The organism is Roseibium sp. 10G30-5 (assembly GCF_055809635.1).
Genome location: NZ_CM147918.1, coordinates 716,072 through 731,027, shown reverse-complemented (window position 1 = coordinate 731,027; position 14,956 = coordinate 716,072). Strand labels below are relative to the sequence as shown.

The following is a 14,956-nucleotide window of genomic DNA, read 5'->3' as shown; positions in this document are numbered from 1 at the left end:
GGGCGGTTCGATTCTCGGTGAACGTTGGCTTATGTCTGTTTCAGGGCGCTTTAACCTTGCCGTAAGTGGGTATGCGTTCCACTTATCAGCTATGTGCCACGATCTGGGAAAGTGACATGAAACAGATCGAACTTCGGCTGGCCCTTGTGTTTTATGGTGGGGTGTCGTTGGCCGTCTATATGAACGGCGTCAGCCGCGAGGTGCTCAATCTCGTGCGGGCCTCTGTGTGGCGTGAGGCGCGGGATGGACGCGATGGTGTGGGTATCAACCGTGACCGTCCCTTGAATGCGGTTGAAGAAGCCTATCTGGAATTACTCGATCAATTGGGCGAGCGCGTGCAGGTGCGCATCGTCGTGGACGCAATCGCGGGAGCGTCCGCCGGAGGGGTCAACGGCATTATGCTGGCGCGCGCCTTGACCCATGATCTGCCGGTCGATACGCATCGCGCCTTCTGGCTGGAAAATGCTGATATCACCCGCATGTCAAAGCCGCAGCGCGGACTTGGGCGTTATCTCAAGTCCGGTCTTTCGTCGGTGTTCGAAAGTCTTGTCACTGCGCGGCTGAAGACAGAGAAGCTTGATGCCGAAACGCGAGAAAAACTGCGCATCCTGTTGCAATCACGCTGGTTTTCACCGCCCTTTTCTGGAAGCCGTTATATCAACTGGTTGCTTGATGCATGCCGTGACATGGATGACTTTTATGATGAAAAGCACACGCTCATTCCTCGCGGTCAAGGCACTGGATCTGTTTGTCACGCTGACGGACTTTCACGGACGCTTGCGTCAAATTCTCATTGATGATCCGGCCGTTGTCGAGGAGCGGGACTATCGCCGTATCCTGAATTTCAGAGCGGCCCATATGGGGAGCGGACGGCTTGAGAGCCAGTTCAGTCCGGAAAGTGTGCCCGAGCTGGTGTTCGCCGCGCGGGCGACGTCGTCATTTCCCGGTGCTTTTGCTCCTGCGACCGTGGGCGAAATGGATCGTGTGTTACGGGACCGCAAGCTTGACTGGCCGAACCGGGATGCCTTTCTCAAGCGTGGCTTGTCGCTGGAAGGCGATGCGGTGAAACGGCGTTGCTTTGTCGATGGCAGCGTTGTGATGAACAAGCCGTTTTCGCCCGTCCTGGAGACCATCCGCACACGGCCTGCCTCGCGCGAGGTGGTGCGGCGTCTGGTCTATGTCGATCCGGTGCCACCCAAGCCGCCAGCCGAGGCCAGCCTCTCCGAAGCGCCTCCGGGGTTCTTTCGGGTGATCATGTCGTCGATGGCACATATTCCACGCAATGAGCCGATCGGCGAAGAATTGCGACGCATCGAAAAACGCAATCGCCGCAGCCGCTGGTTGTCGCAAAATCTGGCGGCGACGGATGCCGTGGTGGAGCGCACGGTGCGCTAAGGTCTTGCCACGCTGGGGCAGAATGACGGCCGCGACGCTGTTCAAGGCGCGGACGGCTGCCAATCAGGCCGCTTATTCGCAAGCAGGCTATGCCTTTCTCAGTTATCAGAGCTTGAAATTGCATGCACTGGGTGAACAGGTCGCCACATTGCTTTTAAAGATGAGCGGTGCGCCGGATCAGGCGCTCAATGCACACGAACTGAAAGAGTTCATCGGACAGGCCTTTGCCCGGCGTGCCGAGGCCTAGGGTGACGCCCATGCCAGTGATACGGTCGCCGATATTCTGGATATTCTGCAAGGCACTGGACGTTGATTTTCGGATCCGGCGCCTGCGGTTTGTTATCCGTACGCTCAACGGCATGTATGACAGGCCGGAGGGGGACGAGCCGGGCGATAACCCGGAAGCGTTGGACGACTTCAAGAACCGGCTGTATCAGGAAATCGACCGGCTGGGCGAGCGTTGGGAAACGCAGCATTATGATGCAGGTTTTCAGGTACTGCTGACAGAATTGGTGGGGCAAGGGCTGACAGGCAATGCTGCTGAGGCCTTGCAGCAGCAGGATGGGGAATTGGGCGCACCTCTCGATGATCTTCTTCAGCGCTTGACTGAACGCATGGGACTTGTCGACATTGATATCGAACATGATCGCATGTTGGCGGAAGATGCCCGCAAGGCGCTGTCACCTCGGGTGCATCAGGCTTTGCTTGCAACCTATATCGGCTTCGCCTTCTATGATCTCGTTGGCTTTCCTGTGTTGCAGAGCAATGATTTTTCCGAACTGAGTGAGACACTCGTGGACCGCATCAGCCCTGCGGATTGCAAGATGCTGGTCGAGCCTGATTTCCGGCTCCGAGGCAGTGCCCTCAATACGTTTGGTGCGTTTTTCAACCGTAGCTGGCGTGAGCATGACTATATGTGGGGACGGCTGAACGCTGCAGATCGGCTGATCTCCATCGTGCAATCGGCGGCTGGGGGGGGCGCCTTGTCCGGCGATGCAGAGCGGCGGATGCGGTGCAAGATTGCCTCTGCCATCTTGCACGATGAGCGCGACAAGCTTGTCGATCATGGCGAACTTGCCGATCAATTGCTTCAAACACTTGACGAAATGCGCTGAGGCGTGGGAAACGAGCGTCAAGCCCTTGATGTTTTCAGGTGACGGCGCGGGGCAGGCATTTGTCGATGCGCGCGACCTGATCTGGCCAAAGGAATGTCAGGCATCAAACAAAAGACCCAATCATCCGAAGGTGCAACATGTGTCGGAGGCGGGTGAGCGGACCGCGAACGGACACGAAACATGAAACATCTTCTTCTTATCTTCGTCGGTGGTGGACTGGGCGCGGGAATGCGCCACATCGTCGGGCTGATGACCTTGCGCTGGTTCGGGCCGAACTTTCCCTATGGCACTTTGACGGTGAACATTCTCGGATCGCTCATCATGGGGTTGTTTATTGGCTGGCTGACAAAACAGGATGGCGGCCCCGGCCTGCGTTCTCTGCAATATCTGATCGCTACCGGCTTCCTTGGTGGTTTCACGACATTTTCGTCGTTCTCGCTGGATGTTGCCAATATGTGGGACCGCGGCAACAGTGCCATGGCTCTGCTTTATGTGGCCGCGTCACTGTTTGTGTCGTTTGCGGCGGTCTTCGCCGGTCTTTACATCTCCCGACAGGTTGTGGCTTCCTGAGCGCAACGCTGACGTTTCCTTGAGACCTTTTCTGTAGGAAGGGGTTTCCACCGCGCCTGAGAGCGCCTATACGGCGGGTTGCGCTGCGCTTGATCCACAGGTGCGCGCCCGCGTAGCATTCTGCACGCGGTGCAGGTTAAGAGATCCAGATGGCTGAAGTTGAGCAAAAGAAAGTAACCGCCGATGAAGCGGACATGCGCCTTGATCGTTGGTTCAAGGTCCATTACCCGGGGTTGGCCTTCGGGCGGTTGCAAAAGCTTTTGCGCACCGGGCAGGTTCGCCTTGATGGCAAGCGGGCCGAAAGCTCCAGCCGTGTTTCCAAAGGTCAGATCGTCCGTATTCCACCACTTGGTGTTGAATTGCATGCCGATGACAAGCGCAATGCACGTCCCAAATCGACCAAGCTGATTGACGATGACCGCAAGGCCATCGAAGACATGATGTTGTTTGAGGACGACAAGGTCATGGTCCTCAACAAGCCGGCCGGTCTGGCGGTGCAAGGGGGCTCTGGCCTCAAACGGCATCTGGATGGCATGCTGGATGCCTTCACAGACCAGAAGGGCAACAAGCCACGTCTTGTGCATCGGTTGGACCGGGAAACGTCAGGCATCATTCTTGTGGCCAAGACCCGTCAGGCTGCATCCGAGTTGACCAAGGCCTTCCGCCATCGCAACACCCAGAAAACTTATTGGGCCATGGTTGCAGGCGTTCCCAAGCCGTTTCAGGGTCGCATTTCCACCTATCTGGCACGGTCCGAGGAAGAAGAACGCATGAAAGTGGCACGTCATGGCGATGACGATGCTCAACATGCTGTGTCGCTTTATTCGGTGTTTGAGAAATCCGGTCAGAAACTGTCGTGGGTCACCATGAAGCCGATTACGGGACGAACGCACCAGTTGCGTGCCCATGCCGCTCATATTGGCCATCCGATCATCGGTGATGACAAGTATTTCAATATCGAGAACTGGGAACTGCCCGGCGGCATTCAGAACCGTCTGCATTTGCTGGCGCGCCGGATTGTCATTCCGCATCCTTCAGGCCATGGCAAGATTGATGTGTCGGCTCCTTTGCCACCGCACATGCAACAGACCTGGAACCTGCTTGGCTTCAATGCCTCTGACTATAATCCGGAAGAAGATGATCCGGATGAAACGCTGATCAAGCGCTAACACGGCACGGCCGCGCTCTCAGTCGCATGCCGTTTATCTCGACTGAATTTCACGACGGGGCTCTTCTGCGGAAGGGCCCCGTTTGCGCTTGAGGAGGCGCGACTGCGCAACTTTGTGTGGAACCGATTGTCTGGTGGGGGAGGTAATACGCGACGCGGCGGGTCATCTGAGCTTTTTATGGCATTTCTTGGGAACGAGCGCACCTGGCCTGCGTTCAAGGAAGAGAGCATCACACAAACGTGAGCACGTCCGTGCGGAGTTTTGCCGTGCGCCTTGCCATGTCCGCTCTGCCGAATTCAGGGGCTTGCGGACACTCGCAGAAGGACCCGATTGCATGACCACAACTGTTTCTCATGATTACCGCGAAGAGCGCAGAAGCCGGGGGGCAGGTGTCTGGGCCACCTGGGTGCTGGCGGCTGTTCTGCTGGTGTTTGGTCTGCCGATTTTCTTCGGCGGTCTCTACCTGATGTATCTGGGTGGATCTTTCTATTATGCACCTGCCGGGCTTGGCCTGCTTCTGACAAGCTTTCTGTTGTTCCGTCTCTCGCCAGCAGCAATCCCGATCTATCTTTTGACGTGGGTCTGCACTCTGGTCTGGGCCTTCTGGGAAGTCGGGCTTGATTTCTGGGGGCAGGTGCCGCGCCTGTTGTCGCCGACGATCGTTTTGATCTTCGTGCTGCTGACAATCCCCGTTTTGCGTCGTTCCTCCAGACGCTAGGCCAGACCGTTCGACCGACCTGAAAAGGGCCGGTTCGCACCCGTTTTAATCGAGAAAGGATAGAGGCATGTTCCCTCGGCTTTCAATTGGCCTTATGGCCGGTGGCTTGATGGTCGCCAGCATTGCGACGCCAAGCTTCGCCCAAACAGCGACAGACGCGACATCATCCGGGTCGGCAAGTCAGACCCAGAACTCATCGCAGAATTCCGATACGACCGGCATTGTGCCGACCAGCCCCGAGAACGCCGCCAAGGCACCGATGACCACGCCGTCTGCTGCAAATCAGAGCAATGGTCAGTCGTCGTCCGGTGATGTAACGGATGATGCCAGTACCAAAAACCAGTATGGGCAAAGTGTTGAAGAAGGCGATGCGCCAGCCAGCCAGCCCAAGGGGTCAACCGCGGCAACGGTGGTGAAATCCGGTGATAATCAGGAGACAGCGGCCGCAGATCAGCCGGTTCAGATCCCGTCAAAGAAGGCGATGCAGGTGTCCAAGGTTGGCATCGACTGGCCTTACTACGGTGGTAGTATGTCGGCCCAGCGCTATTCACCGCTGGATCAGATCACTCCGGACAATGTGTCCAAGTTGCAGCGCGTGTTCTCCTATCGCACTGGGGACATGCCTCAAGGCTCAGCCAAGGGGAGATATGCGGCTGAAAGCACACCGCTGAAGATCGGCAACGATCTGTATATGTGTTCGGCCAAGAACATCATGGTTGGCCTGAATGCAGCAACGGGTAAGCAGATCTGGCGCTATGATCCGAAGGTGAAGAATGAGGCTATTCCTTACAGCGCAAGCTGTCGTGGTGTGGTGGCATATACATCGCCGAAACTGGATGACAGCGCGTTGTGCAAGACCCGCATCATCGAAGGCACGATTGATGCGCGCCTGATTGCGGTGGATGCGAAGACTGGCAAGCCTTGTCCTGATTTTGGTGACAAGGGGCAGGTCGACCTGTGGGCTGGCATCGGCAAGAAAGTGCCTGGTTGGTATGCGGTGACGGCACCTCCAGCACTGGTGCGCGGCGTTATCGTGACGGGTGCTCAGGTGAAGGACGGACAGGCCAAGAAAGGCCCTTCCGGTGTCATTCGTGGTTTCAACGCAGAAACAGGCAAGCTGGTGTGGGCCTGGGATATGGGGCATCCGGATCGTCATGGTCTGCCACCCAAGGGAGACACTTACACCCGCGGCACGCCGAACATGTGGACGGCACCGGTGGCGGATGAAAAGCTGGGTTACGTCTATCTGCCACTTGGCAATGACTCGGTCGATTACTACGGCAAGAGCCGCACTGAGCAGGAAAAGAAATATTCCAGCTCGCTGGTGGCGATTGATGTCACGACCGGCAAGCCGGTATGGCATTTCCAGACCGTCAAGTTTGACCTTTGGGACTATGACCTTGGCTCGCAGCCTACGCTGATCAACATGAAAGATCCCAAGAGCGGCAACATGGTGCCAGCCCTGATCCTGCCGTCGAAGCAGGGGGATATTTATATTCTCAACCGGCGTACGGGCAAATCGCTGTTCCCGGTCGGTCAGGTCAAGGCTCCCAAGGGCGGTGTTGAATCTGAGGATCTGGCAGACACCCAGCCGGTGTCCAAGTTCGCCAACCTGCGCAAGCACAAGCTGCGTGAAAAAGATATGTGGGGGGCAACTCCGATTGATCAGCTTTGGTGCCGCATTCAGTTCGCACGGGCCAATTATGATGGCATGTTCACACCGCCAAGCGCCAAGAAGCCGTGGATCGAATATCCTGGCTACAACGGTGGCTCTGACTGGGGTAGCCTCGCGGTTGATCCCAAGAATGACGTGATCATTGCGAACTACAACAATATCCCGAATTACAACCAATTGATCCCGCGCAAGACGGCGGACAAGATGGGTCTGAAGCCGATCTATGAGACTGATAACAAGTCGTCGGGTAAGGCCGAAGGCGCTGGCGATCCGCAGACGGGGACTCCCTATGCCATCCAGGTTAATGCGGGCTGGCAGTCCAAGCTGACCGGGATGCCGTGTTCGGAGCCGCCCTACGGCGGGATCACGGCCATCGACCTGAACACCGGTAAGACCCTTTGGGACAAGCCTTTGGGCACAGCACGTCGCAATGGTCCGTTCGGTATTCCGAGCATGTTGCCGATCCCGATCGGGACCCCCAATAATGGCGGTTCGGTTGTGACGGCAGGTGGTCTGATCTTCATCGGGGCTGCCACGGATGATCTGTTCCGGGCTATCGACATGAAAACTGGCAAGGTCGTGTGGAGTGTGGAGTTGCCGGCAGGTGGTCAGGCCAACCCGATCACCTATGCGGTGGATGGCCGTCAATATGTGGCCATCGCGGCCACCGGACATCACTTCATGAAGACACCGGTTGGCGATTATCTCGTTGCCTATGCGCTGCCTGAAAAGAACTGAGGCGGACCTGACGATCTGAAATGATCTCTCAAGGGATATGACGGAAAAGGCGGGCCTCGGCTCGCCTTTTTCATGTTTCGCCTGCACTGCGGTGAAAGCCCTTGGAAACGGCGGCCTTTATTGTGTGACGCTGAGAAGCATGACGGCGAGAAATACCAGCACGAGTCCTCCAAGTGCCAGCTTCCACGCATCCGAGCGTTTTTTTAAGCCGGGCCAGCCCAACGGCTTGATGAGTTGCACTGCGGCGAGGGCTGCCAGAACGAGAAGGATCAATTTGGTCAAGGTCTGGTAAGCTCCGGCTGTGTCATGGCCTCTTCTGATAGCCTGTGCAGGGCAGCATTGAAAGTGGCGCAGGACCTCTGAGGGGCCTTGTCACATTTTCTGCATGTATGTGTTCGAAAAAAGGAACAACCAGAGAGGTTCTCCGTTGAGTTGTTGCGGAGTGTTGCCGCATGCAACCTTCTGTCTCTTTCTTGTCCCGAACGCATTCGGCCAATCCACCCTGATTGGCAGAGTGTGCCAGCCAGCTTTTCGACTGGCATCGTGGCGCCGATTTTGTCTGGTGTGCTCGGTGGAGCACCACGAGGCAGACAGATTTTACAGATCAAGTTGAGGACGTCTCATGGCACGTATTTTCACAGCATGGTTGTTATTGCTGGTTGGCCTTGCGCTGACTGGTGGAGGTGGCTGGCTGGTCGCTCTCGGCGGGAGTTGGTTCTATCTGATCCTTGGATTGCTGTTTCTCGCTTCGAGCGCGCTCACGTTTGCGCGCCGATCTGCCGCTTTGTGGGTTTATGGGATCCTGACCTTGTTCGCGCTTGTCTGGGCGTTGTGGGAAGTCGGGCTTGACTGGTGGGCCCTTGCTCCGCGCGGTGGTGTGGTCATTGTGATTGGCTTGTGGATGATGACGCCATGGGTGCGCCGCTCTTTGAGACACGAAGAAACGGGTGGTTCTGCCTCTGCCTTGGCCCGTTGGTATTCCGGTCGTCGGGGCCATCGTCGTGGCTGTCGTTGCCATGTTCAATATGCCACACGACCTGCCGGGCCAATTGCCGGATCAGACAGTTGCGTCGGCGGGCGTTAATCTTGGCAATCAGATGCCGGATGGCGACTGGCATCAATATGGGCGCAGCAATTTTGGTCAGCGGTATTCGCCGCTTGACACCATCACCCCGAAAAATGTTGCCACCTTGAAGGTGGCCTGGACCTATGAAACGGGTGATGTCAAGAAGCCGAGCGATGTGACCGAGACGACGTATCAGGTCACACCGATAAAGATACATGACACCCTGTATCTGTGTACACCACACAACTGGGCTTTGGCGGTTGATGCCAAGACCGGCAAGCAGAAGTGGAAGTATGATCCGCAAGTCGGTGAGAACACGCAGCGCCAGCACCAGACGTGTCGTGGTGTGACCTATTGGGTCGACCCGCAGGTGGCTGAAGGCGAACGGTGCCATGAACGCATTTACCTGCCGACCTCGGATGCCCGTTTGATCGCACTGGATGCAGGTGATGGCTCCTTGTGTGAGAGCTTTGCTGACAAGGGCATGCTGCATCTTGAGCAGCACATGAAATATGATCCGGACGGCTATTATTATTCCACGTCGCCGCCGCTGGCGGTTGCGGGCAAGATCATCATTGGCGGTGCTGTAAATGACAACTTCTCCACGCAGGAGCAGTCCGGGGTCATTCGCGCCTTTGATGCGCATACGGGCAAACTGTTGTGGAACTGGGATTCCGGCAACCCGCAAGAGACCACCCCGCTGCCAGAGGGCCAAACCTACACCACCAATTCCCCGAACAGCTGGTCTGTCATGGCCGTCGATCAAAAGCTCGGCTTGGTCTATGTACCAATGGGCAACCAGGTGCCGGATCAGCTCGGCATGAACCGCGATGAGAATGTGGAAACCTATTCCTCGTCTCTCACGGCTCTGGATCTCAGCACGGGTCAGGTGCGTTGGGTGCAGCAGTTCGTGCATCATGATCTGTGGGATATGGATGTACCCGCTCAGCCCGTTCTGATTGATCTCAAAGGCAGTGATGGCACACCGGTTCCTGCCGTGGTGCAGCCCACCAAGCAGGGCGATATCTATGTCCTTAACCGAGAAACCGGCAAGCCGATCATTCCGATCACCGAAAAGAAGGTTGGCACGACGGACACCATTCCCGAAGATCATGCGTCGCCAACCCAACCGCATTCTGCCCTGACATTTAATCCGCCGAAACTGACGGAGCGGAATATGTGGGGTGTGACGATTTTCGATCAACTCGCCTGCCGGATCAAGTTTCACGAGCTGAAATATGACGGCATGTACACGCCGCCGTCCTTGCAGGGCTCGATCATCTATCCAGGCAATTTCGGTACTTTCAACTGGGGCAGCGTCGCGGTTGATCCTGAACGGCAGGTGATGTTCGGCATGCCGACCTATCTGGCGTTCACATCTCGCCTTATTCCGCGGGATCAGGTGCCTCCGAAAGGTTCGAAGAAGGCCAGCGAACAGGGCATCAACCGAAACGAAGGTGCTCCTTATGCCGTCGCCATGGGGCCGTTCCTCGGTCCGCTTGGTGTTCCATGTCAGCAGCCGCCTTGGGGCTATGTCGCTGGTGTCAATCTGCAGGACGGCAAGATCGCCTATCGCCACAAGAATGGAACCGTCTATGACATGACACCGCTGCCGTTGCCCTTCAAGCTGGGTGTCCCCGGTATTGGTGGCCCGATGATCACCAAGGGAGGTGTTGCCTTCCTCGGGGCCGCCGTGGACGACTACCTGCGAGCCTATGACCTGACATCAGGCAAGCAACTGTGGCGGGCGCGTTTGCCAGCTGGCGGGCAGGCTACTCCGATGACCTATATGGAAGACGGAGAACAGTATGTGCTGATGGTGGCAGGCGGTCATGGCTCTATAGGCACCAAGCCGGGCGATTATGTTATCGCCTACAAGCTGCCGAAGGGCTCGGATAACTAACTTTTATCCTCAGTGCTTGACGCGTTGGACAGCAAAAAAGGCTCGCACCTGGTAAGGAAGCGGGTCTTTTGTCTTTCCAGAGTCCGGGCATCGTGGTCACCGGGGCCTGACCGGGGGACGAGCGCGGCTCGCAAGGTGTTGACAGATGTGGGAGAGGTACGACGGCGTGCGGCTCTTGACCCGCTGGCGAAAACGGTTCACATCCCCCCTCTGGACAGCTTGAACGGCGGCATCACCCTGCCGGGCCTCAAGGCCTGTCGCGATTACTCATGGTCAAGCCTGGATTGGAGCGCCCGATGTATCTTGTCATTTTCGATTGCGACGGCACTCTGGTAGACAGTCAGCATTCCATCGTCAGCGGCCTGCAGGTGGGCTTTGATGCGGTGGGACTCCCGATGCCCGATCGGGAAACAGTTCTGGCGACGGTTGGCCTGTCACTCGACAATGCCTTTCGGATGCTTTTGAGCGAGGAACATCACCATCACGTCCTGGATATGTCGGCAGCATATCGTCGCTCCAAGCACGAGAACCGTGCTAAGGGGAGTGAAGCTGATCCTTTGTACGAGGGTGTGCGTGATGCGCTGGATCGACTGGCGGCGCGTGACGATGTGCTTTTGGGCATTGCCACCGGCAAGGGCCGGCCGGGTGTCAATCACCTCTTGAGCAATCACGCGCTGGAGGGTTATTTCGTTACCATTCAGACCTCGGATACGTCGCCGTCCAAACCAAATCCGCACATGATCGAGCAGGCTCTTCGTGAGACCGGTGCCGAAATTGATCGTACCGTGATGATTGGCGATACCAGTTTTGATATGGAAATGGCGCGTGCGGCCGGTGTTCAGGCGCTGGGCGTCACATGGGGCTACCATGAACCGCAGCGGTTGCATGTAGCCGGGGCGCACCGGGTGATCGACCGAAGTGATACGCTGGTGGAAGCCGTGGCCGATCTTTTGAATTTTGACAAGGAAACCTTGTGATGCGCGACTATCTGGAAACTCTGGAAAATGATGCCGCGAAAGATCCGGAACAACGCGCGCGTGAATTGTCGCGGCGCGAGTTTCCCAAACGGTTCTACAAGGAAGCTCTGGCTGTCGAACTTGGTGGTCGATTTGCGATTCACCTCGATGGTCGCCCTGTCAAGACCCCGTCTCGCCGAACGTTGACCCTGCCAAACAGAACTGTTGCAGAGGCTGTTGCAGCGGAGTGGAATGCGCAGGAAAAAGACATCAATCCGGTTCGGATGCCTTTGACCCGTATTGCTAACTCTTCTGAGGATGCGGTTGGGGTGCGATTTGGCGAAGTGGCTGATGAAATCGCCCGGTTTTGCGGGACAGACGCTTTGTGCTATCGCGCCGACCAGCCTGATACTCTGGTCGAACGTCAGAACCAGCACTGGAACCCCATTCTCGCTTGGGCTGAGGGGGTGCTGGGCGAACGCTTCGTGCTTATCCAGGGGCTGATGCATCAGGAGCAATCCGAGATACTGCTCGCCCGCTACAGGCAGCGCCTTGATGCGTATGATGCCTTGAGACTGTCGGCTCATCACACGGTGACCACCGTAACGGGTTCGGCCGTTCTGGCGCTGGCGCTGGCAGAAGGCCGGTTCGCGCCTGACGACATTTGGGCCGCCGCCTATGTGGATGAAAATTTCAATATCGAGCGTTGGGGAGAGGATGAAGATGCCAAGCGTGTTCGTGCCTACAAGCGCCGTGAATTCGATGCTGCGACGTTGATCCTGCTGGCGAATTGACCGTTCAAAATATGCCGCAAATAAGGGGTGTCAGGCGCTCTTTAAAAGGCCATCCGGTGCGCACCGGATGGCCTTTCTTGTGTCTGGGAATGCTGGCGTGTTTCTATGGGTTTCTCGCGTTGAAATGACAGGTGTTTCCTGCTCCGGGTGAGCAACTTTCTCCGCCGTGACGGATTGAATAAAGACAGGCGCAAAGGCGCGTCCACCTGTTCAATCCGTCTTAGGAGAAGAGTTCATGTCCCGGAAGGTTTCTGAGGTCATTGTCGATACGCTGGTTCAGGCTGGTGCGCAGCGGTGTTGGGGAATTGTTGGCGACACGATCAATCATTTCACGGATGCCCTGCGGCAGTCAGAGATGAAATGGGTTCATGTGCGTCATGAAGAGGCGGGCGGACTGGCTGCTGGTGGTGAAGCCTATATGACTGGCGAACTGGCCGTCTGTGCGGGCACCTGTGGTCCGGGCTCTCTGCATTTCGTCAATGGCATGTTCGAAAGCCACCGCAATGGCGCGCCGGTTGTGTTGATCGCGTCGAATGTCGCGCGCAGTGAGGAAGGCTTTGGCTTTCCGCAGGAAGTTGACCAGAGCAAGATTTATGCTGATTGCTCGGTCTTCTGTCAGACCATCAATCACCCGGAGCAGGCTGGGCGTGTCACCGCTATGGCGGCGCAGGCAGCCCTCAGCAAGGGCGGTGTAGCGGTCGTGATCGTCAATGGCGACATGTTTGAAGAGACATGCAGCGACGAGATCAAGTGGACCGTCAACCGCATGACCCCCGTGGTGCGTCCCTCTGATCCGGAAGTCGCCAAGCTGGCTGAGATGGTCGAGGCTGCGGGCAAAGTGACGATCTACGCCGGTATTGGCGCGCGCGGCTCGCAGAAGCAGATTTTGGCACTGGCCGAAACCTTGCGCGCACCCGTGGTGCACACCACGCGGGCGAAGGAGTTCATCGAACCGAACAATCCCTTCAATGTTGGCATGACCGGCATCCTTGGCAATCGGGCAGGAATGGAAGCGATGGACGGATGCGATCTGTTGCTGTGCCTTGGCAGTGACTTTGCCTACACGCAGTTTTATCCGAAGTCGGCCAAAATTGTGCAGGTGGACATTGATCCAACGCATATCGGTCGCCGGTGTCCGGTGCATCTTGGTCTTGTCGGCGATGTTGGTGACACCATCGAGGCGCTTCTGCCGCATATCACACGTCGCAAGGACAGCAAGCATCTGGATGCAGCACTCAAGCAGTACAATAAGGACCAGTCCGGCTATGATGATGCCACCAAGGAAAGCGACAAGGAGCTGATCCATCCGCAGTATGTGACGCGTCTTCTCGACGAGATCTCCGAGGATGATGCGATTTATACTGCAGATGGTGGCAGCCCGATGGTGTGGCTCTTGCGGCACCTGCGGGCGACCGGCGCACGTCGCTTCCTGACGTCGCTGGGCCATGGGACAATGGCCAATGCCTATCCGCAGGCGATGGGCATTGCGGCAGCCTATCCGGACCGTCAGGTCATTGCCATGTGTGGTGACGGCGGCATGACCATGTTGATGGGCGACCTTCTGACACTGAAGCAGGAAAAGCTGCCGGTGAAGATGATCATTTTCAACAATGGCACGCTGGGCTTCGTGGAGATGGAACAGCGCGTTGAAGGCTTGCTTGATTCTTATACTGAACTGGAAAATCCGGATTTCTCGGCCCTTGCGAAAACCTGTGGCATCGCTGGATATCGCGTCGAAAACGCAGATGATCTGGAAGTGGCGATGAAGCAGTGGCTGAATGAGCCGGGTCCGGCAGTGCTGGATGTGAAGGTCAATCGCATGGAACTCGTCATGCCGCCGAAGATCAAGGTGGCACAGGTCGGGTCGACCGCGATGTTTGGTGTCAAGGCGGTGCTGGATGGCCGCACGCGTGAAGTGGTGTCGTTGTTGCGCGATAATTTCCTGCGCTAAACGAACAGGGGCGGGGCATATCATCGCCCCGTCTTTGGTTCTTTCAGAGCAACAAAAAAGCCGCCACTTTGGAGGAGCGGCTTTTTTGTATTCAGAGAAGCTGGCCTTGTTCAGATCTCCAAGCTGTCCATCTTCTGAAACAGAATCGCGCAAGGCATTCGACCAGTCGGACGACAGCTTCATGAAATACGGGTCGTCCTGCTCGATACGACGCTGACGCTCGGTCGAAAAACTGTCTTTCTCATAGACGACCAGATCAATAGGCAGTCCGACCGAGAGGTTGGAGCGTAGCGTGCTGTCGAAGGACAGCAGCACCATCTTGGCGCCGTCGCCCAGACGCATGTCAGCCTGGGTCACGCGGTCCAGAATTGGCTTGCCATATTTATGTTCGCCGATCTGCAGGAAATGCGTATCGTCAGACACTTCGATAAAGTTGCCTGCGGCGTAAATCTGGAACATGCGTGGTTCTTCACCTTTGATCTGGCCTCCCAGAATGAAGGTGATGAAGAAATTCTCTGCCGTCGCCGCCAGACTGTCACCATCGGTCGCATGCACTTCACGCACTGCGCTGCCAATCAATCTTGCCACCTGGAACATGGTGCTGACGTTCATGATCGTTGGCGTGTCAGGCTTGGGGTAAGACAGTTGCTCGCCAAGGTAGGAGATGACGGCCTGAGTGACGGCCAGATTGCCCGCCGACATCAACATCAGGACACGGTCATCCTCCTGTTCCCAGATGTGAAGCTTCTTGAAGGTCGATATGTTGTCGACTCCGGCGTTCGTTCTGGTGTCTGCGGCCATCACGATACCGCGATCCAGTTTCAAACCGACGCAATAGGTCATGTCTATCTTTCAGATGCTTTTGACGGGCGCGCTTGCAGACCCTCTATAGGGCAGCATGCGCCG

At 56.8% G+C, this 14,956-nt stretch carries 12 protein-coding genes and 2 pseudogenes; 12 read left to right on the top strand and 2 right to left on the bottom strand.

What is annotated here, in order from left to right; genetic code table 11:
* Positions 1–116: 116 nt before the first annotated feature.
* The 8 genes from AC0L7U_RS03745 to AC0L7U_RS03710 all read left to right on the top strand — a co-directional run bounded on the left by AC0L7U_RS03745 (position 117) and on the right by AC0L7U_RS03710 (position 7,380).
* Entirely contained in the window at positions 117–797 is a 681-nt protein-coding gene (locus AC0L7U_RS03745) for a patatin-like phospholipase family protein (RefSeq protein WP_473693928.1), read from the top strand.
* The gene (locus AC0L7U_RS03740) at positions 778–1,395 is read left to right on the top strand and encodes a hypothetical protein (protein ID WP_473693926.1); all 618 of its coding nucleotides are present in this window, start codon (positions 778–780) and stop codon (positions 1,393–1,395) included. Before AC0L7U_RS03745 ends, AC0L7U_RS03740 begins: the two co-directional genes overlap by 20 nt.
* Positions 1,396–1,417: 22 nt before the next feature.
* Positions 1,418–1,642 carry a hypothetical protein gene (locus AC0L7U_RS03735; protein WP_473693924.1) on the top strand — a complete coding sequence of 75 codons (225 nt, stop codon included), beginning with the start codon at positions 1,418–1,420 and terminating at the stop codon, positions 1,640–1,642.
* Between the two features lie 10 nt (positions 1,643–1,652).
* A complete protein-coding gene (locus AC0L7U_RS03730) occupies positions 1,653–2,510 on the top strand; it encodes a DUF3376 domain-containing protein (RefSeq protein ID WP_473693922.1) in 858 nt (285 codons plus the stop codon).
* A 180-nt stretch (positions 2,511–2,690) separates the two neighbouring features.
* Positions 2,691–3,080 carry a fluoride efflux transporter CrcB gene (gene crcB, locus AC0L7U_RS03725; RefSeq protein ID WP_473693921.1) on the top strand — a complete coding sequence of 130 codons (390 nt, stop codon included), beginning with the start codon at positions 2,691–2,693 and terminating at the stop codon, positions 3,078–3,080.
* A gap of 149 nt (positions 3,081–3,229) precedes the next feature.
* Positions 3,230–4,249, top strand: a complete 1,020-nt coding sequence (locus AC0L7U_RS03720) for an RluA family pseudouridine synthase (RefSeq protein ID WP_473693919.1) — start codon at positions 3,230–3,232, stop codon at positions 4,247–4,249.
* A 334-nt stretch (positions 4,250–4,583) separates the two neighbouring features.
* A complete protein-coding gene (locus tag AC0L7U_RS03715; RefSeq protein ID WP_473693918.1) occupies positions 4,584–4,967 on the top strand; it encodes a hypothetical protein in 384 nt (127 codons plus the stop codon).
* A gap of 67 nt (positions 4,968–5,034) precedes the next feature.
* Positions 5,035–7,380, top strand: a complete 2,346-nt coding sequence (locus AC0L7U_RS03710) for a pyrroloquinoline quinone-dependent dehydrogenase (protein WP_473693916.1) — start codon at positions 5,035–5,037, stop codon at positions 7,378–7,380.
* 117 nt (positions 7,381–7,497) lie between these two features.
* On the opposite strand, the gene AC0L7U_RS03705 is transcribed toward AC0L7U_RS03710, so the two are convergent.
* Positions 7,498–7,662 carry a hypothetical protein gene (locus AC0L7U_RS03705; protein ID WP_473693914.1) on the bottom strand — a complete coding sequence of 55 codons (165 nt, stop codon included), beginning with the start codon at positions 7,660–7,662 and terminating at the stop codon, positions 7,498–7,500.
* A gap of 340 nt (positions 7,663–8,002) precedes the next feature.
* Between AC0L7U_RS03705 and AC0L7U_RS03700 the strand changes: the two are divergent.
* From AC0L7U_RS03700 to AC0L7U_RS03685, 4 genes and pseudogenes are all read left to right on the top strand, one after another.
* A pseudogene (locus AC0L7U_RS03700) lies at positions 8,003–10,349 on the top strand (glucose/quinate/shikimate family membrane-bound PQQ-dependent dehydrogenase).
* Between the two features lie 296 nt (positions 10,350–10,645).
* Complete coding sequence (locus AC0L7U_RS03695; RefSeq protein ID WP_473693912.1) at positions 10,646–11,326, top strand: HAD-IA family hydrolase; 681 nt, start codon at positions 10,646–10,648, stop codon at positions 11,324–11,326.
* The gene (locus AC0L7U_RS03690) at positions 11,326–12,099 is read left to right on the top strand and encodes an ATP12 family chaperone protein (protein WP_473693910.1); all 774 of its coding nucleotides are present in this window, start codon (positions 11,326–11,328) and stop codon (positions 12,097–12,099) included. Before AC0L7U_RS03695 ends, AC0L7U_RS03690 begins: the two co-directional genes overlap by 1 nt.
* Before the next feature lie 235 nt (positions 12,100–12,334).
* Entirely contained in the window at positions 12,335–14,050 is a 1,716-nt protein-coding gene (locus tag AC0L7U_RS03685; protein WP_473693908.1) for a thiamine pyrophosphate-dependent enzyme, read from the top strand.
* A 135-nt stretch (positions 14,051–14,185) separates the two neighbouring features.
* Here AC0L7U_RS03685 and AC0L7U_RS03680 read toward each other — a convergent pair.
* Positions 14,186–14,893, bottom strand: a pseudogene (locus AC0L7U_RS03680) (proteasome-type protease); the annotation flags it as partial.
* Between the last annotated feature and the right edge of the window lie 63 nt (positions 14,894–14,956).

Excerpts from the sequence above, each read along its gene's own strand:
- AC0L7U_RS03745 (WP_473693928.1), top strand. The coding sequence starts at position 117 with ATGAAACAGATCGAACTTCGGCTGGCCCTTGTGTTTTATGGTGGGGTG.
- AC0L7U_RS03735 (WP_473693924.1), top strand. The coding sequence starts at position 1,418 with ATGACGGCCGCGACGCTGTTCAAGGCGCGGACGGCTGCCAATCAGGCC.
- AC0L7U_RS03730 (WP_473693922.1), top strand. The coding sequence starts at position 1,653 with ATGCCAGTGATACGGTCGCCGATATTCTGGATATTCTGCAAGGCACTG.
- crcB (WP_473693921.1), top strand. The coding sequence starts at position 2,691 with ATGAAACATCTTCTTCTTATCTTCGTCGGTGGTGGACTGGGCGCGGGA.
- AC0L7U_RS03720 (WP_473693919.1), top strand. The coding sequence starts at position 3,230 with ATGGCTGAAGTTGAGCAAAAGAAAGTAACCGCCGATGAAGCGGACATG.
- AC0L7U_RS03715 (WP_473693918.1), top strand. The coding sequence starts at position 4,584 with ATGACCACAACTGTTTCTCATGATTACCGCGAAGAGCGCAGAAGCCGG.
- AC0L7U_RS03710 (WP_473693916.1), top strand. The coding sequence starts at position 5,035 with ATGTTCCCTCGGCTTTCAATTGGCCTTATGGCCGGTGGCTTGATGGTC.
- AC0L7U_RS03695 (WP_473693912.1), top strand. The coding sequence starts at position 10,646 with ATGTATCTTGTCATTTTCGATTGCGACGGCACTCTGGTAGACAGTCAG.
- AC0L7U_RS03690 (WP_473693910.1), top strand. The coding sequence starts at position 11,326 with ATGCGCGACTATCTGGAAACTCTGGAAAATGATGCCGCGAAAGATCCG.
- AC0L7U_RS03685 (WP_473693908.1), top strand. The coding sequence starts at position 12,335 with ATGTCCCGGAAGGTTTCTGAGGTCATTGTCGATACGCTGGTTCAGGCT.